This is a genomic window from Rathayibacter sp. KR2-224, assembly GCF_049446075.1.
Classification (GTDB): Bacteria; Actinomycetota; Actinomycetes; order Actinomycetales; family Microbacteriaceae; genus Humibacter.
Genome location: NZ_JBMSEB010000002.1, coordinates 323,312 through 347,518, shown reverse-complemented (window position 1 = coordinate 347,518; position 24,207 = coordinate 323,312). Strand labels below are relative to the sequence as shown.

Below are 24,207 nucleotides of genomic sequence, written 5' to 3'. Positions count from 1 at the left end.
GCGGCTCCGCTCATCCTTTGAACGCTCCGTCCATGATGCCCGCCACAAGGCGTCGTCCGACGAAGAAGAACACGATGAGCAGTGGGAGCGTCGCGAGGAACGACCCGGTCATGGCCAGCCCGAGATTGATCGTGTAGCTCTTCTGCAGCGCCTGGATGGCGATCTGCACGGTGTAGTTCTCCGGCGACTTGAGCACGATGAACGGCCAGAGAAAGTCGTTCCAGCTGGTCACGAATCCGAGCAACCCGAGCACGAAGGCGGCGGGACGCACGATCGGGAAGGCGATCCGCCAGAAGATCTGCCAACTGTTCGCGCCGTCGATACGCGCGGCGCCCATGAGCTCGTCGCTCATCGTCGACGACAGATGCTGACGCATCCAGAAGATCCCGAACGCGCTCGCGAGACCCGGGAAGATCACTCCCTGAAGGGTGTCGACCCAGTTGAACGTGCTGATGATCATGTACTGCGGGATGATCGAGAGCTGAGCAGGAACGGTCATGGTCAGCAGCACCACGAGAAAGAGCGCGTTCCGTCCCCGGAAGCGCAGCTTCGCGAAAGCGAAGCCGGCGAGCGCGCACAGCACGGCTTGGCCTCCGCCGATCGCGACGGCGATGATGACGCTGTTCAGGATCGATTGGCCGAACGGCACGGTCGAGAAGACGACGCCGACCATGTCGAAGAAGTTGCCGCCTGGAATCACGCGCGGCGGCAGCTGGGATGCCGCGGCCGTGTTGGTCGACGACACCACGAACATCCAGTACAGCGGAAAGATGCTGCCGATCGCCGCCGCGATGAGGATGACGTAGACCCACCAACGAACGCGCCCGATGTGCCGGCGACGCGGGGCACGCTGCGGGTCGAGCCATCTCTCAGGGGCAACGGCATCCGGTCGAAGTCGAGTTGCCGTGCTGGACATCAGTGCGACCCCCGCAACCGTGTGGACAACGCGAAGTTGATGGCGGCGATCACGACGACCATGACGAAGAGCGCTACGCCGATCGCCGCCCCGTAGCCGAACTTGTAGTCGCCGAACGCTTGCTCGTACAAATACAGAGTCAGCGTCTGGCATTGCCGCGCTGCACCGCAGGTGAGCGATGAGCCCGTGTTCACGAGGAGGGGCTCCGTGAAGATCTGCAGGCCGCCGATGGTCGATGTGATGACCGTGAAGATGATGATGGGCCGCAGCGACGGCACGGTGATGGAGGTGAACTGCCGCCACCCTCCAGCACCGTCGACCGAGGCGGCTTCATACATCTCACGCGGAATGGACTGCAGCCCAGCCAGGTAGAGCAGTGTCGTGTAACCGACCCATCGCCAGATGATCATGACCGCGATCACGAACTGACTCGACAGCCGCCCAGCGAGCCAGTTGACGGGGTTGCCGCCGAACAGGCTCAGGACCCAGTTGACCAGACCGTAGTGCGCGTCGAACAGCTGCGAGAACACGATGGCTGTCGCCGCGATCGAGGTGATGTACGGAATGAGCAACGACATCCGGAAGAAGTTCGCGAAACGCATGCGCGCTGCGTGCAGCAGGTGAGCGAGCGCCAGCGCGATGAGCAACTGGGGGATGGTCGACATCAACCAGATCGACAGCGTGTTGCCTGCCGCGTTCCAGAACCTCGTGTCCGAGAGCAGTGTGCCGAAATTGTCGAGTCCGACGAACGTCTTCGTGCCGATGGGATTCCAGTCGAAGAGCGAAATGACGAAGGTGAAGGCCAGCGGGAACAGGCCGAACACGGCGAACAGGATGAAGAACGGCGCGATGTACGCGTAGGGAGCGAATCGTTCGGGGATGCTTTCCCGGATGCGCCCGAGCGCGGTCGCTGGTCGCGCCAGCGTAGGAGCAGCGGTAGTCATTGGTGAACCTCGCAGTCGAACCGGCCGCTACTTGCTGATGTCCTGTTTGATGGCGCTCAGCGCGCTCGCCCACGCCTGATCAGCCGAGATCTTCTTGTTCTCGACATTGATGATGGCGTTCAGGAAGTCGGTTCCGATCTGTGCCGAGTCGGGTCCGACGTAGAACGGCTTCAGGCCCGTGATCGATTCGGTGAAGATCTTGCCGACGGGAGCGTCGGAGAAGAACGGATCGGTCTTCTGCAGCAGTTTGGGATTCGTGTAGTTGGCGACCGTGGTCGGAAGAGCACCGCTGTCGAGGAAGTGGTTCAGTTGCGACGACGGCGACTGCGAGTTCTTGATGTAGTCCCAGGCTGCTTGCGGATGCGCCGCGCGCTTCGGGATCGCGAGGTAGCTGCCGCCCCAGTTGCCCGACACCCCCGGGATCTTTGCGATGGCCCAATCGCCCTTCGTGTCAGGCGCGTTGCTCTTGACCGAGCCGAGCATCCATGACGGCGTTGCCACTGCGGCGAAGGCGCCCTTCTGCAGCCCGGCACTCCACCCGGTGGAGAAGGAGGTCAGGTTGGCGGTGATGCCGTCGGTCACCCCGGTCAGCGCGAGTTTGAACGCCGACTTGATCTGGTCGTTCTGGTAGTCGAGCTTGCGGGTCTTGTTGTCGTAGAACTGCTCGGACACCTGACCGATGGCCTGGTAGAAGATCGAGGTCTCTGCGTTGTCGATGAACGGCTTGCCCGTCTTCTGGGTGTACTCCTTGCCGACCTTGAGGAAGTCCTGCCAGGTGGGCATCAGGGCGCTCACCTGGTCGGGATCGGTTGGGAGGCCCGCGGCAGCGAACAAGTCCTTTCGGTACGACAGAGCCATGCCGCCCACGTCGGTGGGCACTCCGATCACCTGTCCGCCGGAGGCGACCGACTGCGACCAGATGGCCGGGGCATAGTCCTTCGAGATCTTCTTCGCCCCGAGCGTGTTGAGGTCGACGAAGTTGTCGGCGCTCTCGACGAACTTCGGCAGGTCCGCAGCCTGAATCAGCACGACGTCCGGCACCTTCCCGCCCGCCAGTGCCGCGGTCAGTGCCTGGGCCGTGTCGGTCGAGCTGCCGACCTCGGTCAGCTTGATGTGCACGCCTGGGTGCGACTTCTCGTACGCCTGCACGTCTGCTTTGGCATTGATGCCGGTGAACGACCACAACGTGATGTCGGAGTTCGCGGCCGATCCGCTCGAGTTGTTTGACGAGCAGCCGACAAGAGCGACGGCGACGGCCAGTGTCGCGGCCGCTGCTGCGGCCAGACGGGACTTTCTTCTCACGATGATTCCCCTCCAATGCGGAATACGTGTCCGGCGCGCGACACTGCGGCCGGTTTAGGTGAGCGCCCCGGTTCGGGGCGTCCCTTCGAGCAGGAAGCGGTCGGACGAACGGTTCCTGCAACGTTGCAAGAAAGAAAAGCACAGCGCCGGATCGAAGCGCAATAGGCGAACGGGTTTTTCTTGCAACGTTGCACGAGGGTTCTATGTGGGCCTACTCTTTCGGCAGCCTGCACTTGTCCACCACCCCGGAACCACGACGACGAGGACCCCCGTGACCGCTCTTGCCCCGACGCCGCCCATGGGATGGAACAGCTGGGATTCGTACGGAACGACGATCACCGAAGCAGAGGTGCTGGCGAACGCGGAGTTCATGCACGACCGGCTTCTTGCGGCAGGCTGGAACACTGTCGTCATCGATGCCGCCTGGTTCGACCCGTTCGCCCACGCGCATGGCTACAACGAGCCGTTGCGTCCGACCATGGATGCCTGGGGCCGGCTCGTTCCCACGCCGAACCGTTTCCCGTCGGCAGGCGACGGCGCAGGGTTCGGCCCTCTTGCCCGTGCCGTGCGCGAGTTTGGACTTCGCTTCGGCATCCACGTGATGCGGGGCATCCCACGTGAGGCGGTGGAACGCGACCTTCCGGTTTTCGGCACGGAGTACACCGCGCGGCAAGTCGCAGACGTACAGAGCGTGTGCCCATGGAACCGCGACAACTACGGGCTGAACCATGCCCATCCGGGCGCGCAGGCGTACTACGACGCGCAGGTTGCGCAGTACGCCGAGTGGGGCATCGACTACCTCAAGGTGGACGACATGTTGGCGCCGTATCACGCGGAAGAGATCGAGGCGTTTTCGCGGGCGATCGCCCGCTCGCGGCGCCCTATCGTGCTCTCGCTCTCACCCGGAACCGGTCTCTCGACACGGCATCTCGACCACCTTCGCGCCAATGCGCAAATGTGGCGAATCTCCGACGACCTGTGGGACAGGTGGGACGACGTGTATGCGCAGTTCGCCAGGCTTGCGCGCTGGGCACCGTTGCAGGAGCCAGGTGGCTGGGCGGATGCCGACATGCTTCCGCTAGGACGGATCGGGCTGCGCGCCGAGCGCGGGGAGCCTCGCGACAGCCTGCTCACACTCGACGAACAGCGCACTGTTCTCACGCTCTGGGTGATGGCGCGCTCGCCCCTCATGGTGGGCGGTGACCTGCCATCGAGCGACGGACGCACCGTCGAACTCCTCGCCAATCCCTGGCTGGGGAGGGTTCTCTCCGAGGCCCGCGACAGCGCCGAGATCCTGCGCGAGCCGCGTTCGGGCGGCGAGCACATCGTGTGGGCCGCGAGGTCGGCAGACCCCGACCGGCACTTCGTCGCGCTCTTTTCGACGGTCGCCGGTGGCTCAGAGGTCTCGGTACCGGTCTCGTCGATCGTCGGCGAGAACCGCTTCGGCGAGTGGCGCCTCCGAGACCTTTGGACCGAGGCGGATCCGACCGTGAGCGACGGGATGATCCGCGCATCCGTTCCCGAGCACGGCGTGCGCTGGTACGCCCTCGAGCCCGCCGCGGGAGAGTAGCCGCGAGGCGCCCCACCGCGGGAGAGTAGCCCGCGAGGCGTGCGCACCGCGGGTTGAGTAGCCCGCGAAGCGGGCGTATCGAAACCCCAGCCCCCCTCAGTCTTCGTGTGCCTGCTGCCTGGCGAGGTTCTCCCAGTCGTGCTGGAAGATCGCGTCGAAGTACGCGGCGACGCGCGCGCTATCGATGATGACGCCGGCATCACGGTTCTGCAGTGTGCCCGCCGTCGACCAGTTCTGGCTGCTCACGAGCGTGCGCGCCCCGTCGACGACGATGCCCTTGTTGTGCACGTTGTTCTGCAGCTTCACGTTGTGTACGACATCGAGTCCGAGTTGCTGCAGCTGCTCCAGGTATCCGGCTGTCTCGTACTGGCTCATGATGATGTGCACCTCGACACCGGCGTTCTGTCGCGCGATCACCGCGTCGATGAGGGCGGAGAAGCCTGCGGAGGCCGCCGTCTTGGTGGAGGGCGGCTCGATGTACTGGAACTGGAGGTGCAGGGATGCCGTCGCGGATTCGATCAGCGAACGCACGGCATCCGCGTAGACACCGGGGTCGGGCGTGAGTACGGGTGTGATCGTCATGTGATCGGTCAGGGTCTCCGGCGCGGTGAAGTTCTTGAAGGGCGGAGTCTGCACCAGCGGCTGAACCAGCTGCACGGCATCGAGAGCGGCAGATGCCGGGGATGCCGCCTGATGCTGCGAGGCGACCGTGTGGTCGTGCTTCAAGTACGCCTCGAACACGTTCGCGAGCGTTTCGTCGTGGATCACGACGTGCCAGTCCCGGTCGCGCGTGCGTGCCTCTGCGGCGTCCGCCGGAACGTGCACGGGGTCGATGTCCGGCTGGTTGGAGTTGTTCCAGTTGCCGCTCGAGAGCCACACTGCGCTCGAATCCCGTACTGCGACCTTGATGTGATAGGCCGACGGATAGATCCAGGCGGCCGCGTGCGGGTCAGCGCGCTCGAGCGCCCACGCCTGATCGAAGCCCGTGCCGAGCGAGCTTCGAAGGGCGGCGACGGTGTCGTCGTCCGTCTGGTCCGCGGTGGGATTCTTCGCCGGGTGGTCGAGCACGAACACGACACCCTTGCCGGCCGCCGCCTGTTCGAACCGGGTCAGCACGTGCGCGGAGGTGAAGTCGTAGAGGCCCACGGTGAGGGTCTTCTGCGTGCCGGACAGGAACTGGGCGAGCACCGGCCAGCCGGCATCCGGGCTGGCGCTGAGCTCGAGTTGGATGTCACCGCTCACCGGCTGCAGCGGCTCCCCGCTCGGCGCCGTGTAGTCGATGCGCTCTTTCGTGGCAGCGGCATCCGTCTGCAGTGGATGCCCGGTCACCGTGGCAGCGCCGGCGCCGGTCGCGGCGACCGCTTCGTAGGTCGCGTGCTGGTCGGACGCGATCGCGTGCTCGGTGGGGAACACGGGCACGGCACCCTGATCGGGAGCGAGTCGCCGCTGTTCGCCCCCCGCCGTGCGTGTGCTGACGCCCGTCAACTGCGCCGCTTTAGCGGACGACGCGGTGCGAACGTCTACGGGTACCCCACCGACCTCCGTGGGCAATGTCGTGACCGCCGATGTGCCGGCCGGGCGAACGGGAGCGACCGTCACGACGACGGCCCGCTCGCCGGTGATCCAGCCGTCGCGCATGCGGAATCCGGCGCGCACACTGAGCACGCCTGGCAGCTCGAACTCGTTCAGGTGTTCGTCGATGACGTGCTGCACCTGCTGCTGGGTTGTGGCCATGGCGCCTCCCGCCTATCCACCGTCCGCCGTCGCGAACGGTCGTCGCCTTCGACGCTACGCCTCGCCCGTGACGTCGCGGTGAACACCGCAAGCTGCTTCCACGGCGCGCGGGCTCAACCGCTGTTGGGCGACAGCAAGCCAGAACAGCCCACGCTCCTTGGGCCTTGCCTCATCTGCCCGTGGCTCCTTCGCCCTAGGCTGGAAGGTCATGACAGACAACCTGCCGCCGAACCATTCGCTGGCCGGCCACGCCGCAGTCGTCACGGGTGTCTCTCGCCGCCGCGGTATCGGATACGCCGTTGCGTGCCGGCTGGCCGAGTTGGGCGCGAGCGTGTTCATCCAGCACCACGCTGCGCACGACGCGGACCAGCCGTGGGGTAGCGACGATCTGGATGCCGTGCGCGCCGGCATCCGCGAGCACCTCGCGCCCGAAGCACGATTCGGTGACATCGCCGAGGACCTCTCCGACCCGTATGCCCCCTCGCGCGTGATCGACGAAGCGGTGCGCGCGCTGGGACGCGTCGACATCCTGGTCTGCAACCACGCGCGCAGCGGCGGCGACGGGTCGATCTTCGACATGACCGCGCAGAAGATCTCCGGCCACTACGACGTGAACACCCGCTCCACACTGCTGCTCACACGCTGGTTCGCGGAGCAGTTCGGCGGCGGGCGCGAGCACGAGGGCGGGCAGAGGGATGCGCAGCATGCAGCGGCGCCTGGCGAACGCGAGCGGGTGGCCGTACCGGTCGACGAGTTCGCGACGGGCCGCGTCATCTGGATGACGTCGGGCCAGCACTCGGGACCCATGCCAGGCGAGGTCGCGTACGCGGCGAGCAAGGCGGCTCTTGCCGGGGTCACGCCCACGGTGGCGGCGGAGTTGCTGCCGCGCGGCATCCTGCTGAACACCGTCAACCCCGGTCCCGTCAACACCGGTTACCTGGACGCCGACACGAGCGACCGCTCGGCAGACACGGTCGCAGACGTGCTGACGTCGATGCCGTTCGGCCGGTTCGGTCAACCGGAGGACGTGGCCCGCCTGATCGGTTGGCTGTCCTCGCCCGATGCGCGCTGGATCGTGGGCCAGGTACTCACCTCCGACGGAGGCTTTGCCCTCCGCTGACCGCCGCCGCCGCTGACCCGGCGCCCCCGCTCGCGCGGCGCAAAGGAGTGGGGCAACGCAACCGTCTCAGGAACGCGAGACGCTAGCCGATGCGGCGGCCGCGACGGCGCATCGATCCGGACCGTCTGCTCTGCCAACTGCGGTGCGCCGCCGCTCGCGCGGCGCTAGGGACCGGGGCAACCCAGCCGTCTCGAGAGCGCAACACGCTAGCCGATGCGGCGGCCGCGACGGCGCATCGATCCCGGCCACGTGTTCTGCCGACTGCGGTGCGCCGCCGCTCGCGCGGCGCTAGGGACCGGGGCAACCCAGCCGTCTCGAGAGCGCAACACGCTAGCCGATGCGGCGGCCGCGACGGCGCATCGATCGGGACCGTCTGCTCTGCCAACTGCGGTGCGCCGCCGCTCGCGCGGCGCACAAATCAAAACAGATCGGGGCTGGGTGCACCTGCGTGGCGAATGGTGACGTCGGCGTGGCGATCGAACCGGTAGCCGACGCCACGCACGGTGCGCACGATGTCTTCGTAGCGTCCGAGCTTGGAGCGGAGGCGACGGATGTGCACGTCGATCGTGCGCTCGTTGGGAACGTCGTCGTCGCCCGCCTGCCAGAGCGAGGAGATGAGCTCCGCGCGGTCGATGGTGCGACCCTCGCGCAGTACGAGGTACTGCAGCAGCTCGAATTCCTTGTAGGTGAGCGGGATGGGGTCGTTGTCGAGCAGGAGGCGCTTGCGCGAGATGTCGACCACGACGCCTGTTGCGCGATCCTGTGCGGGGTCGGCAGCCTGGCGGCTGCGGGCGACGGCGGCGGGATCCTGCAGGGCGAGCCGAACCACGTCGATGTCGCGGCCTCCTGCGGTCTCGGGCGCCAGTGCAACCGCCGCGTAGGTCTCCGACCCGGGGGCGATCTCGGCGGCGAGCCGCTTGAGCGCCTCGACCACGTGGCCGAGATCCGTTCCGGCGGCGGCCGCCTTGTCTTCGTCGAATCCGACGTAGATCGCGAATCCGCGGGCCCTCGTGCCGGAGGGTACAGCCTTGATGCGCACGGGGGCAGGGGCATCCTCAACCGGGGGAGCATCCGTGCGAGTGACCCGCTGCTGCACGGGGAGCGGCTGCAGTGGCTGCTGCTGCTCGGGGTGAACGCGGCGCGGATGCGTCGGACGCTGAGTCGCGGGCGCTACGGCGGGCGAGACCTGTGGAGTCGTGACACGAGCGACCGGCCTGGCTCGGCGATCGTCGGTGGAGGTGGTGTCGGTCAGCGGGGTGACAGTGGCAAGAGACATGGGAGTGAAGTCCTCGAGATGATGATGCGATGAACCGGGTGTGCTGGCGCGCAGATTGTCGAACCCGTTCCGCGCTGTACCTGGTGGGTCGCGCCTGTTCGGCTTGAGAGCTTCGATGATGTGCCGTCGAAGCTGTCTGGTTCGATTCTGTGCTGGGCCACTTTGGGCCGGTGCGGAAACCTGCGAGATGGATGCGGCTTCCGGTGCGTCGGTTCGAGACAGAGGTCTCGTTGGCTGCTGTGCCGGGACAATGGACGGTCGGTCCTCGGGTCTCGGTGGATCAGCTGCGACGCGGGCGAAGAGTCGTCAGATCAGCGACACATTCGACAGCACATGACGGCTGCGCGGCCGGGCATCATCATGCCGGCGTTCCCGAGGGCCTCGAAGGAGGTCAGGGTGCGCGTGGGTGCAGTCATGCATGCCAGTAAAGCGGATGCCCGCGCTGCTGTCAAAAAGAAAGCCTGGCTTCGGGCTTCATACCAGCCCGTAGAGGCGGTCACCGGCGTCGCCGAGGCCCGGCACGATGTATCCGTGTTCGTTGAGCCGCTCGTCGACGGCTCCGACCACCAGGGTCACGTCGCGGCCGTCGGTGAGGCGCTCGACGGCAGCGATGCCCTCTGGGGCGGCGAGGATGCAGATGGCCGTGACATCCACGGCGCCGCGCTTGAAGAGGAATTCGATGGCGGCTCCGAGTGACCCGCCCGTTGCGAGCATCGGGTCGAGCACGAAGCACTGCCGGTTCGAGAGGTCGTCCGGCAGTCGCTCGGCGTACGTCGTCGGCTGAAGGGTCTCCTCGTTGCGCACCATGCCGAGGAAGCCCACCTCTGCGGAAGGCACGAGCTTGACCATGCCTTCGAGCATCCCGAGCCCCGCGCGAAGGATCGGCACCACGAGCGGCTTCGGATCGGCCAGCGTCACGCCCGTCGTTCGTGCGACTGGGGTCTCGATGTCGATCGGGGTCACGCGCACCCCGCGGGTCGCCTCGTAGGCGAGCAGCGTCACGAGCTCTTCGACGAGCGCGCGGAAGGTCACCGAGGGGGTCTCGCGGTTGCGGAGCACCGTCAGCTTGTGGGTGACCAGAGGATGATCTGCAACGTGCACTCGCATAGGCTCAAACCTATCGCGGGCTCAGACGCTCGGACCTGGCAGAGTCCGGCCAGCGCGCTCGGCGGACTCTGCGCTCAATCGCCTTCGGGCCAAGGCTGGGTCGTGAGCCCGAGCGGGACGACGAGGGGAGCAGGGTGCCGATCATCGATCAGGCGCACTGGATGCGTCGTGCCGTGTCCGACGCCCGCCTCGCCCTGACCACGGGAGACGTTCCGGTCGCCGCCATCGTGCTCGGCGGCGACGGGCTCGTGCTCGGCGCCGGCCGCAATGAGCGCGAGGCGAGGCAGGATCCGACGGCGCACGCCGAGATCCTCGCACTGCGCCGTGCGTCGGAGGCGACGGGCGACTGGCACCTCACGGATGCCACGCTCGTCGTCACGCTCGAGCCGTGCGTGATGTGCGCGGGCGCCATACTCTCCGCTCGCGTGCCGACCGTGGTGTTCGGGGCGTGGGACGACAAGGCCGGCGCGGCAGGCAGCGTCTACGACGTTCTTCGCGACAGGCGCCTGAACCATCGCGTCGAGGTGTACGGGGGAGTGGAGGCGGATGCCTGCGGCGCCCTGCTCGCGGAGTTCTTCGCCGAGCGTCGCTGATCCGCACACGACGGCCGACGTGCGCTGCCTCGGGCGCGCTGCCTCCAGGCGGCCGCCTCAGGCGTCCCGCCTCAGGCGTCCCGCCTCATGCCCCTAGGGATGTCGAGCCGAGTCCCTTCGCTCGTCCCGGCGTCGTCCGAGCGCTCCTCTGCTCGCCGGGCTTTGCGCTCGCGACGGAGTAGATCCTGCGAGGCGGGGCATCCGTCACGAGGTCGAGCATGGCATCCGCCAGGTCGGACCTGTTCATCGTGAAGTGACCGCGCACGTTCAGCCACTCCCTCGAGACGTAGCCGCGGGCGTCGCCGTCGCGCAGCATGGGCGGTCGCACGATCGTCCACTCGAGGCCGGACGAGAGCAGCTCCCGCTCGGCCTGCTTCGTGTCGGCGAACTGCTTGCGTAGAAACGCTCCGAGCAGGGGCTTCACGACCGCTCGCGTGAACCATCCGTCTCCGTCAGTCGAGTGACCGGCCGCGGAGATGAAGGCGATGCGGCGAACGCCCGTGCGCTCCATCGCCGCGACGGTGGCTCTGATGCCCTCGGCCAGCACGTCTTCGCCGCTCGATGAGCTGTGCCCGAGCGCACTCACGACCGCGTCGGCGTCACGGATGCCCTGAGCCAGGGCGTCGACGTCGGTCGCGGATGCCTGCACGACCCGAACGCGCGGGCCGAGGTCGCCGAGCTTCTCCGGCGACCGGGTGATGGCCGTCACGTCATCGCCCCTGGAGAGGGCGGAGGTGACTGTGAGGCTCCCGGTGCGTCCGGTCGCGCCGATGACTGCGATGCGCATGAGGTCTTCCTTCGGTTGGTGCTGTTCGTATGCTGGTGAGTGAACACTTACTCACCTATGATCACTGTAGGGTTAGTGGACGCTCACCTGTCAAGTGATCTCGCCCAAATCGGCAGAACGTAGATAGGCAGAACGCGGATCCGCAGAACGCAGATCCGCAGAACCCGGAGCTGCAGAACAGGTCAACCGAACAGGGCGGGCCGATCGGAGGGGAGCGGTGGTGCAAGCGAAGGGACGGGCATCCGTGGAGGGAACGCGTACGCCGCGCGATCGGATTCTCGACGCGGCGGCATCTGTGATGCGTGACAAAGGCATCGCTGCGGCGACCACGAAGGAGATCGCGCGCGCTGCCGGCTATTCGGAGGCGATGCTCTACAAGCACTTCGACGACAAACTGCAGCTGTTCGTCGGTGTGCTCAAGGAGCGGCTGCCTTCGTTCCGAGAGCCGCTCGACCGTCACAGCGGCGACGTTCGCCGTGACCTCGAACACATCGTTGAGGCGCTCATGCGGTTCTATTTCGAGTCGTTCCCGATCGCGGTTTCGATCTTCGCCTCGCCCGACCTGCTCGCCGCCCAGCGCAGGGCATCCGAGACGCGTGGCGTCGGTCCCGAAGCACCGGGGCGCGCCGTTCGCGCCTACCTGGAGGGCGAGCGCGACGCGGGCCGGCTCCCCGCCGATTTTGACGCGGATGCCGTGGCATCCCTTCTCACCGGGGCGGCGCTGCACGCTGCGTTCCTGGCGGTATTCGCCGGCCGCGATTCGCTGCAACGCCCTCGTGCCCGTGCGAAAGCCCTCGTCTCGTCGGTGTTGCCGCCCACGGTGAGCTGATTACCGCTGTCGCTGCGGCACCAAGGGCCGCGCGGGCTGGCGCGCCGCGCTAGTCCTCGGATTTGATGACGATGGCCTCGGTCTGCGGGCTGGACAGGGTCGGCTGTTCCGACGGGCCACGTTCAGTGGCGTCGGCTTGCGCGGCGGCCGCCGACGGTCCAGCGTCGCGGTAGACATCCGGCTCGATGTAGATGACCCGCGCGACCGGCACCGCCGCACGCACACGTGCCTCGATGGCGTCGATGGATGCCGCGACCTCGTCGAGCGTGCGGCCGCCGGGCTGCGCGATCTTCGCCGCGACCAGCAGCTCGTCCGGACCGAGGTACAGCGTCTTGAAGTGGATGAGGCGGTCCGCTTCTCCGCCGGACAGGATCGCGCGCTCGATGGCTGCGGCATCCGTCTCGCTTGCGCCCTCGCCCACCAGCAGGCTCTTCGTCTCGATGCCCAGCACGATGGCGACGCCCACCAACAGCGCGCCGATGAAGACTGTGCCGATGCCGTCCCACACGCCGTTGCCGGTCAGGATGGTCAGCCCGACTCCGATGAACGCGAAGGCAAGGCCCGTGAGCGCGGCGACGTCTTCGAGCAGCACGACGGGCAGCTCGGGCGCCTTGGCGCGGCGAATGAAGCCGAACCAGGTGCCGGCGCCCTTGTGCGGTCTTGACTCGCGCACGCCCGTGCGCAGCGAGAACGACTCGAGCACGATCGAGACGACCAGTACCAGCAGCGGCAGCCACCACACCTCGAGCGCGTGCGGGCGGGCGATCTTGTCGATGCCTTCGTAGACGGAGAAGACGCCACCTACCGAGAACAGGATGATCGACACCACGAAGGCGTACACGTACCGCTCGCGCCCGTACCCGAAGGGATGCTCGCTGTCGGCACGGCGCTTCGCCCGCCTCGACCCGACGAGCAGCAGGATCTGATTGCAGGAATCCGCCAGCGAGTGCACGCCCTCGGCGAGCATGGAGGACGACCCGGAGAAGATCCAGGCGAGGATCTTGGTCAGCGCTATGCCGAGGTTCGCGGCGAACGCGGCGATGATCGCCGTCGTGCCCGACCCGTGCGCGGGAGCCGCCGGCTCAGCGGTCGTCTGCCCAGGGGTGTGCTGAGAGCGCGCCTCGGTCATGCGCTCCATCCTAGGGACGGCCGCACGAGGCGAGCATGCGGTGTGACGCGGCTTGCCGGCGGTCGCGGACGTCAGCGGCGAGGCGCGATCTCGCCTGAGCCCCTGGTGATGAGCGTCGTCGGAACCGTGTACACGCGTTCCGGCGTGCCGTCGCCCGACAAACGGGCGAAGAGCCGCTCCGCGGCCAGTTCGCCGATGGCTCTCGGGTCCTGCGCTACGACAGTGACCGCAGGTTCGAGCAGATCGGCGAGAACGATGTCGTCGAAGCCAACGAGGGCCACGTCGTGATGCACTCCGCGCTCCCGCAGGGCCCGCAGCGCGCCGATCGTCAGCAGGTTCTGGGCGCTGAACACAGCGGTGGGGGGTGTCGGGCCGTCGAGCAGGCGCAGGAGAGCCCGCCGTGCGGCATCCTCCTCGGTCAGGTCGTCCACGGCAGGGGCCGCGCTGACGGGCAGGCCCGCACGCCCGAGCTCCTCGAGGAAGCCCCGCTTGCGCTCACGGGCGGTGTAGATCTCGTGCTTGTCGCCGAGAAAGGCGATGTTCCTGTGGCCGTGTGCCAACAGGTGAGCGGTCGCCAGGGATGCGCCGTTTGCGTTGTCGCTCACCACGCTGTCCGCGAGGATGCCCGACGGCTCACGGTCGACGAAGACGAGCGGGGTGCCGCGCTCCTGCTCGGCACCCAGGTAGCTCTGGCTCTTCTCGATGGTGGTCAGGATGAGCCCGTCGACGCGGCGCTGGAGGAGCGAGTCGATGGCTCCGCGCTCGCGGCCCGGGTCGTCGTCGAGGCTCGCGGCGATGACCGCTGTGCCGTGCGCCCCCGCCGCATCTTCGATGGCGCGATGCATGGCGCCCGAAAATGGGTTCGCCACGTTTCCGAGCAGCAGGCCGAGCGTACGCGTGCGGTGGTCGGAGCGACGCAGGTTTCCGGCATGGATGTCCGGCCTGTAGTCGAGCGCGCGAACCGCTTCGAGCACCTTCGCGGCCGTCGCCTCCGAGACGTTCGGTTCGCCGTTGATCACCCGCGAAACGGTCTTCAGCCCGACCCCGGCAAGCTTGGCCACCTGCCGCATCGTGGGGCGCGCGCGCTGGGCGACCGGGCGATGCGTTTCATCTGACAACGATGTCATTTCTAGACTCCTGGCTCGGTTCTCGTCTTGACCTTACAGGATGAATGGGCTAAGCATGGGTATTGACACCGTTGTCATGGGCAGCGCGCCCTCATCGAGGAGGATGAACATTCAATGTCGAATCACACAGCACGATCACGAGTCACGCGGGCCGTGGCGCTCGGATCGGTCGCCGCGATGGCCATGGTGGGTCTCGCGGCATGTTCCAGCTCGGGGTCGGGCTCGAACGACAAGGTCGGGGTCTCGCTCATCGTGAAGACCACGAGCAACCCGTACTTCGTCTCCATGGAGCAAGCGGCGAAGCAGGCCGCCGCGAAAGACGGCGTCGCCCTCACCCTTGCCGCAGGCAAGGAGGACGGCGACACCGACACCCAGATCCAGGCGATCGAGAACTCGATCTCGCGGGGTGACAAGGGCATCCTCATCACGCCCAACGGTCCTGCCGTGAACAACGAGATCGCGAAGGCCCGCAAGGCCGGCCTCTACGTGATCGCGCTCGACACCGCGCCCGACCCCGCGAACACCGTCGATATCACCTATGCCACCGACAACTTCGCAGCAGGTGAGGCCATCGGAAAGTGGACGGCGGCCAAGCTCGACGGCAAGAAGGCCGTGATGGCCATGGTCGACCTGAATGCCACCCAGAACATCACGGTGGACTACGAGCGCGACACCGGTTTCTTGACCGGGATGGGCATCAAGGTTCCCGACAAGAACAAGAACGGAAGCGAAGCGCCTTCCGGCAAGTACACGGGTGGCAAGGGCGGCGACTACCAGATCGCAGGTCACCAGCCATCCCAAGGCGCCGAAGACGGCGGTCGCACCGCGATGGAGACCATCCTCTCGAAGACCCCGAATGTGAACGTCGTCTACGCCATCAACGAGCCGGCGGCATACGGTGCGTACCAGGCGCTGAAGGCGGCAGGCAAGACCGACGGCGTCCTGCTGGTCGGGATCGACGGCGGATGCACGGGCGTCGGCTACGTCAAGCAGGGCATCCTGGGCGCAACGAGCCAGCAGTACCCGTCGAAGATGGCGACCGAGGGCATGGAGGCCATCGTCAAGCTCGCCAAGACGGGCAAGAAGGCGAGCACCAGTGCCGGTCTCGACTTCCACAACACGGGCTCCCAACTCATCACCGACCAGGCGGTCGCGGGCCTGAAGAGCATCGACTCGAGCCAGGGCAGCAAGCTCTGCTGGGGCAAGTGACCGATGCTCACCGACGGGTGGGCGGGTGCGAGCGCACCTGCCCACCCGGGAAACGACGAAGTTCAGGAGTAATACCGTGAGTCAGCAAGCCACCACGACCGGTGCCGATCCGGTCCCGACGTCTCAGCTCGATCTGGCGCAGGAGTTCATCAGGCGGAGGACTCCGATGTCCGTCGTCCGGGGAGCCCTGCACCGCTACCCAGCCATCAGCCCCGCGGTCGTGCTGGTGATCGCCATCATCGTGTTCGGGGTCATCAACGACCGCTTCCTCGCCCCCGCGAACCTCTCCCTCATCACCCAGCAGGTCGCTGTCATCGGAACCCTGGGCGTCGCACAGACGCTCGTCATCCTCACCGCTGGCATCGACCTGTCGGTCGGGGCGATCATGGTCTTCGCGTCCATGGTGATCGGCCAGCTCTCGGCTTCGCACGGATTCCCGCCGTGGCTCGCCCTGCTGGCCGGCCTCATCGCGGGACTGGCGGCAGGTGCCTTGAACGGCTTGCTCGTCACGCGGCTGAAGCTGCCGCCGTTCATCGTCACGTTGGGCACCCTCAGCATCTTCACGGCGCTCACGCTCCTGGTGTCGAACGGCTCCACGGTGCAGGGCAACCAGATGCCGGACATCGTCACATGGACGGGCGACACGTTCCGCGTGCTCGGCGTCGACATCACCTACGGCGTCGTGCTCATGCTCGCGCTGTACGTCATCGTGGCGTTCATCCTTGGCCGCACCGCATGGGGACGCCACGTGTACGCCGTCGGCGACGACCGCGAGGCGGCGCGGCTGACTGGCGTGCGAGTCAACGCGCTCCTGCTCAGCGTGTATATCGCGGCAGGCGCCATCCTCGCGCTCGGCGCCTGGGTGCAGATCGGGCGGTCGTTCGCGGCAAGCCCGAACGCGGCAGCCGACGTGAACCTCGACTCGATCACCGCCGTGGTGATCGGTGGCACGAGCCTGTTCGGAGGCCGTGGCACGATCTGGGGCACGCTTCTCGGTGCCCTCATCGTCGGCGTCTTCCGCAACGGGCTCGCGCTCGCCGGACTCGACGTTCTCTACCAGACGCTCGCCGTCGGCGTGCTCGTCATCGTCGCGGTCGCCATCGACCAGTGGATCAGAAGGGCACGCAAATGACCACGACAGCTTCGGCGCAGACCGAAACCCGCACCCCGATTCTTCAGGCGAAGCGCTTGGTCAAGACCTTCGGACACGTGGTCGGGCTCGACGGTGTCAGTCTCGAGCTGTACCAGGGCGAGGTGCTGGCCGTGATCGGCGACAACGGCGCAGGCAAGTCCACCCTGATCAAGTGCCTCACCGGCGCGGAGATCCCAGACGAGGGCGAGATCTTCCTTGGTGGCAAGCAGGTGCACTTCCGCCGGCCGCAGGATGCCCGTGATGCGGGAATCGAGACCGTCTACCAGTCGCTCGCTGTCTCGCCGGCGCTCGACGTGGCATCCAACCTCTATCTGGGCAGGGAGGAACGCAAGAAGGGCTTTCTGGGCTCGGTCTTCCGCGTCATGGACACCAAGGGCATGCGGCAGCGGGCGCGTGCTCAGCTCAACGAGCTGGGCATCTCGACGCTTCAAGACGTGGCCGTCGCCGTCGAGAACCTCTCAGGCGGTCAGCGGCAGGCCGTAGCCGTCGCTCGCGCAGCCGCGTTCGGCTCGAAGGTCGTGGTGCTCGACGAGCCCACCGCCGCGCTGGGCGTGCGGGAATCGAACCAGGTGCTGCAGCTCGTCAGGCGGCTGCGCGACAACGGGGTGCCGGTCATCCTGATCAGCCACAACATGCCCCACGTGTTCGAGGTGGCCGACCGCATCCACATCCAGCGCCTCGGCAAACGTGCGGCGACGATCACGCCCGAGTCGCACAGCATGACCGACGCCGTGGCAATCATGACGGGCGCCGCCACCGTCTGAGCACCTCAGGCCGCCGCCGCCCGGTAAGGATGCCACCGGGCGGCGGCCGTGCGCACGGCAACGCCGGGCCGCGATCTCGCTCACGCCGACGGCCTACGCTGGTCGGCATGAGCGAGACCGTCGTGAAGCTGCCGAAGATCGCGATCCTGGGGGCCGGCTCGATGGGCCGGGCCATCCTGAGCGGACTGCTCAAGCCCGGAGTGCAGGTCGAAGGCGGCATCGTCGTGACGAACAGGAGCACGGAACGGGCGGCATCCCTCGGGCACAAAGACGGCGTCATCGCGCTCGCCACCGAGGAAGACCCTGAGGCGAACCGAACGGCGGTGTCCGGCGCAGGCATCGTGCTCGTCGCGGTCAAGCCGGCCATGGTGCCCGATCTGCTGGGCGAGATCGCGGATGCGCTTTCACCCGACGGGATCGTCGTGAGCGTGGCGGCAGGCGTTCCGCTTGCGCGCTTCGAGGAGCTGCTGCCTGAGTCCGTCGGCGTCGTTCGCACGATGCCGAACACACCCGCACTCGTCGGCAAGGCAGTGACCGGGCTGAGCGCGGGCGCGCGTTCCACGCAGGAGCAGCTTTCACTCGTGCGCAGCCTGTTCGAGACGGTCGGCACCGTTGTCGAGGTGCCCGAGTCGCAGCTGGATGCCCTCAGCACGATTTCCGGGTCGGGTCCCGCCTATGTGTACTTGCTCATCGAACAGCTGACGGCCACCGCGGTGGACAAGGGATTCAGCCCTGAGCAGGCCGCCGAGCTCGTGAACGGCACGTTCGTGGGGGCCGCCGCACTGCTCGAGGCATCGGATGCCACGCCCACCGAGCTGCGCATCCAGGTCACCAGCCCGAAGGGCACGACCGAGCGGGCGATCGCAGTGCTGCAGGATGCCGACCTCAAGTCGGTCTTCGACCGTGCGACCGACGCCGCGCTGGCGCGCGCTCGAGAGCTCGCCGCCGGCTGACGCCTTACCGCTGGCTGAGTAGCGCCGCCGCAGGCGACGCGTATCGAAGCCCCGCCGTTGTACGGGGCGTTGGGGGGGTTCGATACGCGCCTTCGGCGCTACTCAACCCCCGGTGGGCGTCTTCCGGCGCTACTCAACCCGCGGTGGGGCGCCCCGCGCCGCTACTCGAGGGCGGCGAAACGCTCGACGTCGGAACTCGCCCCCGACACGATGATGAGGTCGTGGTCGGAGACCGTCGTGTCTCCGGTCGCATACGTGAACGGCTTGCCCGGCGCCTTCACGCCCACCACGGTGATGTCGTACTTGCGCCGCACTTGCGACTGGGTGAGCGTGATGCCGCGCAGCATCTTCGGCGGGTACATCTTCACGAGCACGAAGTCGTCGTCGAACTCGATGAAGTCGAGCATGCGTCCGGAGAGCAGGTGCGCGATGCGTTCGCCCGCCTCGGCCTCCGGGTAGATGACGTGGTTCGCACCGATGCGCTCGAGGATCGTGCCGTGCGACTTCGAGATCGCCTTGGCCCAGATCTGCGGAATGCCGAGGTCGACGAGGTTGGCCGTGATGAGTACGGATGCCTCGATCGACGACCCCGTGGCGACCACCGCGATGGAGAAGTCCTGTGCCCCGATCTGGCGCAGCGCCTCGATCGATCGGGCATCCGCCTGCACGGTGTGCGTGATGCGCTCCGACCACTTCTGAACGAGGGCCGCGTCGGTGTCGACGGCGAGCACCTCACGGTCGAGCCGGTCGAGCTGTCCTGCCGTCGCGGCACCGAACCGGCCGAGGCCGATCACGAGAACTGGGGCGTCGTGTCTGATGCGGTCAACCAACGATGGGCCTCTCTTCCGGATGCTGGTAGTACTGCCCGCGCTGCGACTGTGCGAGCGCGGCGGCGAGTGTGACGGTGCCCACGCGTCCGAGGAACATCGTGAAGGCGAGCACGTAGACGGCCGGTGTTGGGGCATCCTGCGTCAGTCCGGTGGACAGGCCACAGGTGGCGAACGCGCTGATCACGTCGAAGAGCACGTGGTCTAGCGAGTCCTTCGTGATCGCCAGCACCGTCACAGTCGCCACGGCGACGATCGTCGCACCCCACAACACGACGCTCACCGCCACCCTCAGCACGTCGGTGGGGATGCGTCGCCTGAAGGCCTCCATGGAGTCCACGCCACGTGCTTCGGCCAGTGCGGCGAGGAACAGCACCGCAAGGGTCGTGACCTTGATGCCCCCGGCGGTCGACGCCGACCCGCCTCCCACGAACATGAGCATGTCGGTCACGAGCAGCGATGAGTGGTGCAACTGATCGATGTTCACGACCGAGAACCCGCCAGACCGTGCCATGACCGACATGAAGAGCGACTGGAACACGGCGTCTCCGGCTCCGCGAGGTGCCAGCGTGTTCGGATTGCCCGCCTCGAGCACGAAGTAGAGCAGCCATCCGGCCAGCAGCAGCAAGCCGAAGGTGACGAGCGTGAGCCTGACGTGCAGGGTCCAGAGCCTGCGTCTCACCTTGGGGCGCAGGTTCTGGGCGATGGCGAAGATCACGGGAAAGCCGATTGCGCCGGCGATCACGCCGAGCATGAGCGCGGTGAGGAAGAAGTAGTCGCCGGCGAACGGGGTCAGGCCGGACTCGTTGGGCGTGAATCCGGTGTTGGTGAAGGCCATGGCCGAGTAGTAGAGGGAGTTCAGGGCGCTGTCGTAGAGCGAGAAGCCGTGCACGAGCATCCTCGGAAAGAGTGCGAACGCCACCACGAACTCGATGAGCACGGCGCTGAGTGCCACAGTGCGGAGCAGGTTGCCGATCTCGCCGAGGCCGATCGCCTGGCCCTCGGCGACCGGACCCGCGTGTGCTCGCAACGGATTGCTGTCGCTCGCCGCGATGAGCTTGGCGCGCAGTCCGAGCTTGCGCGAGATGACCATGCCGAGGATCGACGCGAGCGTCAGCACGCCGATGCCTCCGATCTGCACGCCGAAGTAGATGACCACATGGCCGAAGCCCGACCAGTGAGTCGCCATGTCGACGGTGGAGAGCCCCGTGACGCACACGACCGAAACCGCAGTGAAGAACGCGTCGGCGAGCGGCGTCGCCGACGGACCGGCGGTCGAGATGGGAAGTGTGAAGAGCAGTGTGAACAGCACGATGAGCAGGGCGAACACCCCGATGGCGAACCGTGAAGGGCTCGAGCCGGCGAACTCGTTGATCCTCAGCTGAATGCGTCCCCACCAGCTGGTCGGAACGAGGTGCCTGGATGCCTGTGCCGTAGCCCGCATCGGCCGCCTTCCTGCGAGTCTGCTAGCGCGCTCGATGCTATCGCGAGCATGCTGCGCTCCACCCGCGCCGCCCACAGCATCGCCGGGCGTGCACCGGACGGCGTCGGATCTGCCGAACATGCCGCTTCGGGAACGTATGCCGGAGAGGGCATGGTGCCGTGGGCATCCGGCAAGTAGCCTTGGGGGATGCCGGACATCTTTGACATCGTCGCGGATGCCACACGGCGCGACATCCTTCGCGTGCTGCTGGAGGCGTCGGAGGGCTCAGACAGCGGCGAGGTCAGCGTGTCGCAGATCGTCGGCGAACTCGAGTTGAGCCAGCCGACCGTCTCGAAGCATCTCAAGGTACTGCGCGAAGCGGGACTGGTGACCGTGCGCGAAGAGGGGCAGCACCGCTACTACCGCATCGATGTGAAGCCGCTCGAGGAGATCGAGGACTGGCTCATGCCGTTCGTGAGCGGCGGATTCGACATCGACGACATCGACGTCGGCGCCGTGGTCGCCGGTTTGAAGGACGAGACCAAGGAGTTCGCGGAGCAGGTCGGCAAGGTGTTCGCCGACACGAGCCACCGTGTCACGAGCGTCGTCGACAGGGTGCGACCCAAGCGACGTCGCTGAGCTGTCGGCATACGCGAGGGGCCGGGCCCACCGGATGGTAGACTGGGCGACCGTGCTGCCGCGCGCCCGCGCAGCACGCCGGCAAACTTTTGTGAGGTCTTTGTGGGTTCTGTTATCAAGAAGCGCCGCAAGCGCATGGCGAAGAAGAAGCACCGCAAGCTGCTTCGCAAGACGCGTCACCAGCGTCGCAACAAGAAGTAGCGTCACGAACAAGCGCCGGGCACGCCCGGCGCTTTCGCTTTTCGCGCCCCCTGTGCGCCTCCCCTTTTCGGGATGTGGTCGTCGGCCGGCAGGTCACGATGCGTCAGGCGTCCTAGGCTGAGAGCCGTGTCGAACGTGCAGCTCACTCTCATCGGCAAGCCGGGTTGTCACCTATGCGATGACGCAAGGGACGCCATCGGCCAGGTGACCGCTGCTCTGCCTGATTCCTCGCGCATCATCATCGAGGAACGCTCGATACTCGACGAGCCCGACCTTTTCGACCGCTATGTGGAGGAGATCCCTGTCGTGCTGATCGACGGCAGGCAACACACCTACTGGCGTGTGGACAAGGACCGGCTCGCCGCCGCCCTGAGCGAGCGGCTCGCCGGCTGACCTCCGATTCAAGCTCTGCTCCATTGCTGACGGCGGTTGACGCCGCAGCACACTCGTGATCGACGGAAGGACGGACCCATGCCGCTTCGGCACGTGGTGACCTGGAAGGTGAAGAGCGACTCCGAGGCGGAGCGTGAGCGGCTGAAGGCGGAGTTCCGCGACCGGCTGCTCTCCCTCCCTCCGCAGATCGACGTGATCCGGGCGTTCGAGGTGGGGCTGAACAACGCTGGGGCATCCGACAACTACGACGTCGTGCTCGTGTCGGAGTTCGACGACGAGGATGCCTTGCAGCGCTACATCGAGCATCCCGTGCACCAAGAGGTGGTCGCCTTCGTGCGAGCCAACACCGAAGGCCGAGCGGGAGTCGACTTCACGGTCTGACGCGGGGTCCAGCGGGCACTCCGCCAACCCTCGATTGCGCCATCTTGCGGCAATTGCGCCCGTCGAAATGGCGCAATTGCTGCAAAGTGGCGCAGTCGGGTAGGCGCTACGGCGTGAGTCGCGTCGGGCCGCGGAACAGGAAGGTGGTCTCGCGAATCGACTGCTCGCCCAACAGCAGCATCAGCACGCGGGCGAGCCCCATGCCGAAACCGCCGTGGGGTGGGATGCCGTACCGGAAGAAGTCGAGGTACGACTCGAGCCCTGCGAGGTCGAGGCCCTTCTGCTGCGCTTGCGCCTCCAGCACGTCGATGCGGTGTTCGCGCTGGGCTCCGGTCGTGATCTCGACGCCGTTGTAGATGAGGTCGTAGCTCTTCGTGAGCCCGGACTCGGCATCCACCATGTGGTAGAACGGCCGGATCGACAGCGGGTAGTCGGTCAGGAACACGAAGTCGTGACCGTACGTCTCCTTGACGTGGGCCGAGATCTGACGCTCGCCCTCGGGGTCGAGGTCGCCGTCGGCTCGGGGAACGGTGTAGCCGCGCTGCTTCAGGATGTCGTGCGCCTCGGCGAGCGGGATGCGCGGGAACGGTACGGACGGCACCTCGACCTCGATGCCGAACGCCTCGCGCAACTCGTCGCCGTGCTTCTCCTTGACGGCCGTGAACCCTGCGACGAGCAGTTGCTCCTGCATGGCGATGACGTCGTCGTGCGACTCGATCCAGCTCATTTCGGCGTCGACCGTGGTGAACTCGGTCGCGTGCCGCGACGTGAACGACGGGTCGGCGCGGAAGACCGGCGTGATGGCGAACACCTTGCCGAATCCGGCGGCCTGGGCCATCTGCTTGAAGTGCTGCGGGCTCTGCGCAAGATAGCCGGTGCCGAGCTCGAAGTACTCGAGCTGGAACAGTTCGGCCCGTGACTCGGCCGGCGTCGCCATGAACGTCGGCGTGTGCACCTCGATGAAGCCGTTGTCGATCCACCACGTGCGCCACGCGTGCTCGAGCGTGGTCTGCACGCGGAAGATGAGGTTGTTGCGCGGCTGACGCAGGTCGATGAACCGCCAGTCCAGCCGCTTGTCGAGGCTGGAGTCCGTCGCGATCGGCAGCTCAGGATGCGCGTACGTCTCGACCTTGAGGGATTCGATCTTCACCTCGATGCCGCCGAGCTTCACCCGCTCGTCGTGCTTCAAATGTCCGGTGACGGTGACGAAGGAGCCGAGCGTGAGCGACGAGATCGTCTCGGCGATGTCATCCGTCACGCTCACGCCGACGGGCACATCTCCGGATGCCTCGACCACCTCGGTTGCCTGCGCCGCCGCCCGCGGGTGCACCAGCTGCACCGCACCCGATTCGTCGCGCAGCACCACGAACTGCACCTTCTTCTGATCGCGCACCGTCTCGACCCATCCGGAGACGGTGACGGGGCCGTCTTCAAGGGCGGCGAGGTTCTTGACGAGTACGCGGGAAGTCACCACAAGAGTCTATGGGCGACTGAGGCGAGAGCCAGGCGAGCTCGCTCGCCTGGCCGAGCCGATGGAGTCCCATGAGGGCGACGCCGCGATATGGGCGACTGAGGCGAGAGCCAGGCGAGCTCGCTCGCCTGGCCGAGCCGATGGAGTCCCATGAGGGCGACGCCCCGATATGGGCGACTGAGGCGAGCCGCGGGAGCTCTGTTGCCCGTGGTCTCGGTGGCGCGGCAACACCATTTCAGGACGTGCGCAACGTCGCGCCCACTATGTCGGTGGAGCGTCCCATGTCCTGAAAACGTGTCGCTGGTGGCGAGCAAGGTGGCGAGCCCACGGCCGGGCCGGTGGGGAGCCGACGGCCGAGC

25 protein-coding genes are annotated in these 24,207 nt (G+C 66.8%); 13 read left to right on the top strand and 12 right to left on the bottom strand.

Features of this window, described 5'->3' with window-relative positions:
- Positions 1-10: 10 nt before the first annotated feature.
- From ACO2Q7_RS14050 to ACO2Q7_RS14040, 3 genes are read right to left on the bottom strand one after another with little or no spacing between them, the layout of a single operon-like run.
- A complete protein-coding gene (locus ACO2Q7_RS14050) occupies positions 11-916 on the bottom strand; it encodes a carbohydrate ABC transporter permease (protein ID WP_423356325.1) in 906 nt (301 codons plus the stop codon).
- The gene (locus ACO2Q7_RS14045) at positions 916-1,860 is read right to left on the bottom strand and encodes a carbohydrate ABC transporter permease (RefSeq protein ID WP_423356324.1); all 945 of its coding nucleotides are present in this window, start codon (positions 1,858-1,860) and stop codon (positions 916-918) included. The genes ACO2Q7_RS14050 and ACO2Q7_RS14045 overlap by 1 nt, the downstream gene beginning before the upstream one ends.
- A 27-nt stretch (positions 1,861-1,887) precedes the next feature.
- Entirely contained in the window at positions 1,888-3,162 is a 1,275-nt protein-coding gene (locus ACO2Q7_RS14040; protein WP_423356323.1) for an extracellular solute-binding protein, read from the bottom strand.
- Between the two features lie 271 nt (positions 3,163-3,433).
- Between ACO2Q7_RS14040 and ACO2Q7_RS14035 the strand changes: the two genes are divergently transcribed.
- Positions 3,434-4,732, top strand: coding sequence for a glycoside hydrolase family 27 protein (locus tag ACO2Q7_RS14035; RefSeq protein ID WP_423356322.1), 1,299 nt, complete (start codon positions 3,434-3,436; stop codon positions 4,730-4,732).
- A gap of 96 nt (positions 4,733-4,828) precedes the next feature.
- Here ACO2Q7_RS14035 and ACO2Q7_RS14030 read toward each other — a convergent pair whose 3' ends face one another.
- Positions 4,829-6,466, bottom strand: coding sequence for a phospholipase D-like domain-containing protein (locus ACO2Q7_RS14030; RefSeq protein WP_423356321.1), 1,638 nt, complete (start codon positions 6,464-6,466; stop codon positions 4,829-4,831).
- Positions 6,467-6,674: 208 nt separating this feature from the next.
- Here ACO2Q7_RS14030 and ACO2Q7_RS14025 point away from each other — a divergent pair, with 208 nt between their 5' ends.
- A complete protein-coding gene (locus tag ACO2Q7_RS14025) occupies positions 6,675-7,586 on the top strand; it encodes an SDR family oxidoreductase (protein WP_423356320.1) in 912 nt (303 codons plus the stop codon).
- A gap of 418 nt (positions 7,587-8,004) precedes the next feature.
- Here the strand turns inward: ACO2Q7_RS14025 and ACO2Q7_RS14020 are convergent, their stop codons facing one another.
- Positions 8,005-8,862, bottom strand: coding sequence for a winged helix-turn-helix domain-containing protein (locus ACO2Q7_RS14020; RefSeq protein WP_423356319.1), 858 nt, complete (start codon positions 8,860-8,862; stop codon positions 8,005-8,007).
- A 474-nt stretch (positions 8,863-9,336) separates the two neighbouring features.
- Positions 9,337-9,969 (bottom strand): uracil phosphoribosyltransferase, encoded by a 633-nt coding sequence (gene upp, locus ACO2Q7_RS14015; protein WP_423356318.1) that lies wholly within the window; start codon positions 9,967-9,969, stop codon positions 9,337-9,339.
- Between the two features lie 134 nt (positions 9,970-10,103).
- Between upp and tadA the strand changes: the two genes are divergently transcribed.
- Entirely contained in the window at positions 10,104-10,562 is a 459-nt protein-coding gene (tadA, locus tag ACO2Q7_RS14010) for a tRNA adenosine(34) deaminase TadA (protein ID WP_423356317.1), read from the top strand.
- Between the two features lie 85 nt (positions 10,563-10,647).
- On the opposite strand, the gene ACO2Q7_RS14005 is transcribed toward tadA, so the two are convergent.
- Positions 10,648-11,349 (bottom strand): NAD(P)-dependent oxidoreductase, encoded by a 702-nt coding sequence (locus ACO2Q7_RS14005; protein WP_423356316.1) that lies wholly within the window; start codon positions 11,347-11,349, stop codon positions 10,648-10,650.
- Positions 11,350-11,566: 217 nt separating this feature from the next.
- On the opposite strand from ACO2Q7_RS14005, the gene ACO2Q7_RS14000 reads away from it, so the two are divergent.
- The gene (locus ACO2Q7_RS14000) at positions 11,567-12,178 is read left to right on the top strand and encodes a TetR/AcrR family transcriptional regulator (protein ID WP_423356315.1); all 612 of its coding nucleotides are present in this window, start codon (positions 11,567-11,569) and stop codon (positions 12,176-12,178) included.
- A 49-nt stretch (positions 12,179-12,227) separates the two neighbouring features.
- Here the strand turns inward: ACO2Q7_RS14000 and ACO2Q7_RS13995 are convergent, their stop codons facing one another.
- Both ACO2Q7_RS13995 and ACO2Q7_RS13990 read right to left on the bottom strand, forming a co-directional pair.
- A complete protein-coding gene (locus ACO2Q7_RS13995; RefSeq protein ID WP_423356314.1) occupies positions 12,228-13,307 on the bottom strand; it encodes a cation diffusion facilitator family transporter in 1,080 nt (359 codons plus the stop codon).
- A gap of 71 nt (positions 13,308-13,378) precedes the next feature.
- Positions 13,379-14,434 (bottom strand): LacI family DNA-binding transcriptional regulator, encoded by a 1,056-nt coding sequence (locus ACO2Q7_RS13990; protein ID WP_423356313.1) that lies wholly within the window; start codon positions 14,432-14,434, stop codon positions 13,379-13,381.
- A gap of 114 nt (positions 14,435-14,548) precedes the next feature.
- On the opposite strand from ACO2Q7_RS13990, the gene ACO2Q7_RS13985 reads away from it, so the two are divergent.
- From ACO2Q7_RS13985 to proC, 4 genes are all read left to right on the top strand, one after another.
- Positions 14,549-15,643: a substrate-binding domain-containing protein gene (locus ACO2Q7_RS13985; protein ID WP_423356312.1), complete on the top strand. Its 1,095-nt coding sequence runs from the start codon at positions 14,549-14,551 to the stop codon at positions 15,641-15,643.
- Positions 15,644-15,719: 76 nt separating this feature from the next.
- On the top strand, positions 15,720-16,775 hold the full coding sequence (locus tag ACO2Q7_RS13980; RefSeq protein WP_423356311.1) for an ABC transporter permease: 1,056 nt from the start codon (positions 15,720-15,722) through the stop codon (positions 16,773-16,775).
- Positions 16,772-17,560 carry an ATP-binding cassette domain-containing protein gene (locus ACO2Q7_RS13975; protein WP_423356310.1) on the top strand — a complete coding sequence of 263 codons (789 nt, stop codon included), beginning with the start codon at positions 16,772-16,774 and terminating at the stop codon, positions 17,558-17,560. Before ACO2Q7_RS13980 ends, ACO2Q7_RS13975 begins: the two co-directional genes overlap by 4 nt.
- Positions 17,561-17,667: 107 nt before the next feature.
- Entirely contained in the window at positions 17,668-18,513 is an 846-nt protein-coding gene (gene proC / locus ACO2Q7_RS13970; protein WP_423356309.1) for a pyrroline-5-carboxylate reductase, read from the top strand.
- Positions 18,514-18,674: 161 nt separating this feature from the next.
- Here the strand turns inward: proC and ACO2Q7_RS13965 are convergent, their stop codons facing one another.
- Both ACO2Q7_RS13965 and ACO2Q7_RS13960 read right to left on the bottom strand, forming a co-directional pair.
- Entirely contained in the window at positions 18,675-19,343 is a 669-nt protein-coding gene (locus ACO2Q7_RS13965; protein WP_423356308.1) for a potassium channel family protein, read from the bottom strand.
- A complete protein-coding gene (locus tag ACO2Q7_RS13960; RefSeq protein WP_423356307.1) occupies positions 19,336-20,784 on the bottom strand; it encodes a TrkH family potassium uptake protein in 1,449 nt (482 codons plus the stop codon). Before ACO2Q7_RS13960 ends, ACO2Q7_RS13965 begins: the two co-directional genes overlap by 8 nt.
- A gap of 48 nt (positions 20,785-20,832) precedes the next feature.
- Between ACO2Q7_RS13960 and ACO2Q7_RS13955 the strand changes: the two genes are divergently transcribed.
- From ACO2Q7_RS13955 to ACO2Q7_RS13935, 5 genes are all read left to right on the top strand, one after another.
- Positions 20,833-20,961, top strand: a complete 129-nt coding sequence (locus tag ACO2Q7_RS13955; protein WP_423356306.1) for a hypothetical protein — start codon at positions 20,833-20,835, stop codon at positions 20,959-20,961.
- 9 nt (positions 20,962-20,970) lie between these two features.
- A complete protein-coding gene (locus ACO2Q7_RS13950) occupies positions 20,971-21,402 on the top strand; it encodes an ArsR/SmtB family transcription factor (RefSeq protein WP_423356305.1) in 432 nt (143 codons plus the stop codon).
- 102 nt (positions 21,403-21,504) lie between these two features.
- Positions 21,505-21,603, top strand: coding sequence for a 30S ribosomal protein bS22 (locus ACO2Q7_RS13945; RefSeq protein ID WP_003792170.1), 99 nt, complete (start codon positions 21,505-21,507; stop codon positions 21,601-21,603).
- A 126-nt stretch (positions 21,604-21,729) separates the two neighbouring features.
- A complete protein-coding gene (locus ACO2Q7_RS13940) occupies positions 21,730-21,996 on the top strand; it encodes a glutaredoxin family protein (RefSeq protein WP_423356304.1) in 267 nt (88 codons plus the stop codon).
- 78 nt (positions 21,997-22,074) lie between these two features.
- Complete coding sequence (locus ACO2Q7_RS13935; protein ID WP_423356303.1) at positions 22,075-22,377, top strand: Dabb family protein; 303 nt, start codon at positions 22,075-22,077, stop codon at positions 22,375-22,377.
- Positions 22,378-22,483: 106 nt separating this feature from the next.
- On the opposite strand, the gene aspS is transcribed toward ACO2Q7_RS13935, so the two are convergent.
- The gene (aspS, locus tag ACO2Q7_RS13930) at positions 22,484-23,848 is read right to left on the bottom strand and encodes an aspartate--tRNA(Asn) ligase (protein WP_423356302.1); all 1,365 of its coding nucleotides are present in this window, start codon (positions 23,846-23,848) and stop codon (positions 22,484-22,486) included.
- Positions 23,849-24,207 lie beyond the last annotated feature (359 nt).

Coding starts and splice junctions, on each gene's coding strand:
- ACO2Q7_RS14005 (WP_423356316.1), bottom strand. CDS start 11,349: ATGCGCATCGCAGTCATCGGCGCGACCGGACGCACCGGGAGCCTCACA.
- ACO2Q7_RS13985 (WP_423356312.1), top strand. CDS start 14,549: ATGTCGAATCACACAGCACGATCACGAGTCACGCGGGCCGTGGCGCTC.
- ACO2Q7_RS13975 (WP_423356310.1), top strand. CDS start 16,772: ATGACCACGACAGCTTCGGCGCAGACCGAAACCCGCACCCCGATTCTT.
- proC (WP_423356309.1), top strand. CDS start 17,668: ATGAGCGAGACCGTCGTGAAGCTGCCGAAGATCGCGATCCTGGGGGCC.
- ACO2Q7_RS13990 (WP_423356313.1), bottom strand. CDS start 14,434: ATGACATCGTTGTCAGATGAAACGCATCGCCCGGTCGCCCAGCGCGCG.
- ACO2Q7_RS14020 (WP_423356319.1), bottom strand. CDS start 8,862: ATGTCTCTTGCCACTGTCACCCCGCTGACCGACACCACCTCCACCGAC.
- ACO2Q7_RS14025 (WP_423356320.1), top strand. CDS start 6,675: ATGACAGACAACCTGCCGCCGAACCATTCGCTGGCCGGCCACGCCGCA.
- ACO2Q7_RS13935 (WP_423356303.1), top strand. CDS start 22,075: ATGCCGCTTCGGCACGTGGTGACCTGGAAGGTGAAGAGCGACTCCGAG.
- ACO2Q7_RS13960 (WP_423356307.1), bottom strand. CDS start 20,784: ATGCGGGCTACGGCACAGGCATCCAGGCACCTCGTTCCGACCAGCTGG.
- ACO2Q7_RS13955 (WP_423356306.1), top strand. CDS start 20,833: ATGCTGCGCTCCACCCGCGCCGCCCACAGCATCGCCGGGCGTGCACCG.
- ACO2Q7_RS13995 (WP_423356314.1), bottom strand. CDS start 13,307: ATGACCGAGGCGCGCTCTCAGCACACCCCTGGGCAGACGACCGCTGAG.
- ACO2Q7_RS14030 (WP_423356321.1), bottom strand. CDS start 6,466: ATGGCCACAACCCAGCAGCAGGTGCAGCACGTCATCGACGAACACCTG.
- upp (WP_423356318.1), bottom strand. CDS start 9,969: ATGCGAGTGCACGTTGCAGATCATCCTCTGGTCACCCACAAGCTGACG.
- ACO2Q7_RS14045 (WP_423356324.1), bottom strand. CDS start 1,860: ATGACTACCGCTGCTCCTACGCTGGCGCGACCAGCGACCGCGCTCGGG.
- ACO2Q7_RS13950 (WP_423356305.1), top strand. CDS start 20,971: ATGCCGGACATCTTTGACATCGTCGCGGATGCCACACGGCGCGACATC.
- ACO2Q7_RS14050 (WP_423356325.1), bottom strand. CDS start 916: ATGTCCAGCACGGCAACTCGACTTCGACCGGATGCCGTTGCCCCTGAG.